The organism is Streptomyces sp. NPDC111606 (assembly GCF_055656945.1).
In genome coordinates, this window is record NZ_JBVKBY010000012.1 from 59931 (window position 1) to 63794 (window position 3864).

Below are 3864 nucleotides of genomic sequence, written 5' to 3' on the forward strand. Positions count from 1 at the left end.
TGTAGGGGTGGTCGTCGCCCAGAATCCGCTCGTAGTCGGCCAGGACCCGCTCGCCGAGGTCGAGGGCGTCCTGGATGCGTCCGGCAGCGCCGTAGAAGTCGGCGAGGTTGTGGCGGGCCCCGAGGGTATCGGGGTGGTCGTCGCCCAGAATCCGCTCGCAGTCGGCCAGGACCCGCTCGCCGAGGTCGAGGGCGTCCTGGATGCGTCCGGCAGCGCCGTAGGCGAGGGCGAGGTTGTTGCGGGGGGTGAGGGTGTAGGGGTGGTCGTCGCCCAGAATCCGCTCGTAGTCGGCCAGGACCCGCTCGCCGAGGTCGAGGGCGTCCTGGATGCGTCCGGCAGCGCCGTAGGAGAGGGCGAGGTTGCTGCGGGCCCCGAGGGTATCGGGGTGGTCGTCGCCCAGGATCCGCTCGTAGTCGGCCAGGACCCGCTCGCGCAGGCTAAGGGCGTCCTGGATGCGTCCGGCAGCGCCGTAGGAGAGGGCGAGGTTGTTGCGGGCCCCGAGGGTATCCGGGTGGTCGTCGCCCAGGATCCGCTCCCGGTCGGCCAGGACCCGCTCGCGCAGGCTAAGGGCGTCCTGGATGCGTCCGGCAGCGCTGTAGGAGAGGGCGAGGTTGTTGCGGGCGGTGAGGGTATTGGGGTGGTCGTCGCCCAGGATCCGCTCGCAGTCGGCCAGGACCCGCTCGCCGAGGTCGAGGGCGTCCTGGATGCGTCCGGCATCGCCGTAGGCGAGGGCGAGGTTGTTGCGGGGGGTGAGGGTATCGGGATGGTCGTCGCCGTGGATGTCGTTGCTGCGGCGGACGGTGGTCTCGTCGTATTCGATGGCCTGCTGGTAGAGCCCCGCATCCTTGAGGCTTCGGCTGACCTCGTAGATGCACGAGTGGGCTTCGGGCTGCCACAGGGTCGGATGGGTGAGCTCCTCGAGATGGACCGCGTTGGCGCGCAGTGTGGCGACCAGTTCCCGTTCCTCGTGGTTGTGGCGGGGCCACAGGCTCACGATCGCGTCGGCCGCGGTTCGGGCCGTGGCCGCGAGCGTGCCGGACGGGATGGTTTCCCGCACCGAGCGGGCGGTCAGGGCGTGCAGACGGATGGGGGCGTTGGCGGTGTCCTGGGTGATCAGGGCGTAGGTGCGCAGCCATTCCACCGCGCTGCGCACCTCGCCTTCGGTGACGGCCGGGTGGTGGCGGCGCAGCCGGCGGCGTTGCGGTGGGCGTGCGGTGCGCAGATGGCCGAGGGCTGCGGGGGTGGTCCATGCGGTGGCGGGGTGACCGAGGGGGTCCATGAGGGAGGCGAGGTGCAGCAGAGGGCGGGCCAGACGGGTGGTGTCGGCTTCCTCGACGGCGTCGAGGGAGAGCAGCAGCGAGGCGGTGACGGGCCGTCCGTAGCCTTCGGTGTCGGCGCTGGGCGGGAGCAGATCACCCAACCGACTGCTGGTATCGCGCAACAGGGTGAGGTAGTCGGCCATCGTGCGCCGGGTGTTGATGAGATAGGCGGCGGCGTGGCCGAGGGCGAGCGGCAGATCGCCGAGCCCGTCTGCCAGCTCGTCCGCCCGGCCGGGGTCGTGGAGGTGAGCGTGTCCGGCGTCGGTGAGTCGCTCACGCAGATAGGCACCTGTCTCTTCCCGCGTGTAGAGGCCGAGCCGGATCAGGGCGCGACCCTGGCCACTGAGCTGGGCATCCTCGCGCCGGGTGGTGGCCAGGACCCAGCCGCTACCCGCGCCACTGTCCGGCCACCACTCCCCAAGGGGGGCGGGGTCGGTGAGGTCGTCCAGCACGACCAGCCACCGCCGCTGCGTGGCCGTCAGCCACCGCACAAACAGCCGTGCCGCCCCGCCTTCGTCCTCCGGGTCGCCCCCGGAAAGATGCAGTTGCCCGGCTGCTTTCGCATACGCGGTGATGATCTGGTCGGGGCTGACGGCTCTCGCCCACACCAGCACGTCCAGACCGACACCCGCCGTGTGCTCCTGGTCCCGCAGCTGCCGTGCCAGGGACGCCGCCAGCTGGCTCTTGCCCACTCCGCCCGCCCCAGACAGCACCACGTCACGGCCCTCGCGCCGCGCCTCATCGGCCCGGTCCCGGATCTCCGTACGCGGCTGGAACGCCGCCGCGAGCCGCGGCACGTCCCCCACGCGCACCGGCCACTGCACGGACGGGCCGGGCACCGGCGCCTGGTGCACATGCAGGTCCCTCCCCGCCACGATGGCATCCCCGCCCGCCCGCGCCTGCTGACGCGTACGGCGCTGCCCCGAACGCTCCACCACCGCCGGCCCCTCAGGCCCGGTCCCCGCCGACTTGGTCGACGTCACCGCCGCCGCGCGCCCGCTGGCGGATGCTCTCCCGCATCGGCCGACGCCCGGCCCGGCCGGACGCGCCATTGCTTCCCGCGGTCTGCCTGATGTTCCCCGTCGCGCGTGCTGACTGCCGCACCGTGTGCACCGGCACAGTGCCGCCAGGTGCACCGGTCTGGGAGGCCCACCAGCCCAGCGCGGCCAGCACCCCGGCCGCGACCACACCGGCGACCGGGCCGATCACCTCCCACGGGTCCGGCCCACCCGAAGACAGCACCGCCCACGGCACAGCCACGGCAAAGAACGCCGCCACCGAGGCCCCCACCGCCACCACCCACCGGAGCGCCGCCATGCCCCGCCCCCTGTCCGAACCGGTCAACACACCTGGAACACATCATGGTTGCACGTACCCCGCCACCAGAACCGGTCTGCGGAGAAACCAACTCCTCGCACACGGGGCTGTTTGACCACGCGGTCGGTGGAGTCTCAATGACCGAGTCAAAGCGACGGGCGCCGGCCGATGGTGCGGTCGGCGCCCGTATGGGCCAAGGCTTTGAGGTCTGGCCTCATCCTTATCAGGTCGATCACGCCGGATGTGCGTTCTGGGTCACTCGACCTTCAGCCTGGATCGCTGGTCCGCTCAGGTTCAGCATCGACCGGCACTGTTCGCCCCTGTTGGTGTCAGCCACTGGTGTCAGACATCAACGGCGTACTTGACGACTCTCCTCTACAGCAGTAGAGGGGTGACTCCGCAGCTGCGCGCGGACAAGCAACAGCACGATGATCACGGTGACCAGTTGCGTCGCCGAATCGAGGGCTGCGGCAAGGGGCTGGGCTCCAATCACGCAGCTGGCTACTGCTCCGAGCCATACCCATTGGGCGTTGTCAGTGGCTCGTGGAACAGTGGTACTAGCGCCAAGGCTTCCGTGCTGAAGCTGGGCGTTGTGGGTCGGACGGGGCGTGTTCATGGTCCTCCTGGCTCTCTCGGGGCGCACCTGCCTCTCGCCAAAGTGCTCGGGTGCGCCCCGCATCTCGTCTGGGCCTGACCTTTCTACGGCACGCCACTGACAAATGAGAGGCCCAACTCCACTTACGGACACGGGTATTACTTCCGCGCGTCGTTTCACGTGGAACCTGCTCAATGTCAACTGCGTTGCTTAGTAGGACAGTTCCGCCGGTTGGCTTGCTGATAGTGGCACGCCCGTTGTCACCAGCCAATCTGGTTATCCACAGGCCTTGGGTACAACCTCGGTACTCCTGTGGAGACTTGACCCACAGCTGTACGGGACCTGCGGGACAGGCCTGTGGGTAGCTGGCCGCGCCACACCAGAAAGGCCCATTGACCAGCAGGTTTCCTCGTCCCCAGCTGTGCACGAGAAAAACTTCCCTAGCCGGACCAAGATCGCTTCGAGTGGTGTACGGAAGTGCACGCCGCGAGTCGCGGAGTAAGAGCCACTAGTGCATTGCATCTCTTACTTCAGATGGGGTACTTACGATGGCTCGCTACCCAGAGGTTGCCTGGGGGCCTGAACGTCCGTCGGGTCGAAGCGCCTACGCTGGTCAAGCTTCCGCGTCATCTG

General features: G+C 69.0%; 2 protein-coding genes. Both read right to left on the minus strand.

Going from position 1 to position 3864, the window contains the following annotated elements; genetic code table 11:
• Window positions 1-2257 (minus strand): FxSxx-COOH system tetratricopeptide repeat protein (gene fxsT / locus ACZ7M7_RS34890; RefSeq protein WP_472123965.1); only part of this gene is annotated, 2257 nt, incomplete at its 3' end.
• 10 nt (window positions 2258-2267) lie between these two features.
• Window positions 2268-2636, minus strand: coding sequence for a hypothetical protein (locus ACZ7M7_RS34895; RefSeq protein WP_472123968.1), 369 nt, complete (start codon window positions 2634-2636; stop codon window positions 2268-2270).
• Between the last annotated feature and the right edge of the window lie 1228 nt (window positions 2637-3864).

Excerpts from the sequence above, each read along its gene's own strand:
- ACZ7M7_RS34895 (WP_472123968.1), bottom strand. The coding sequence starts at position 2,636 with ATGGCGGCGCTCCGGTGGGTGGTGGCGGTGGGGGCCTCGGTGGCGGCG.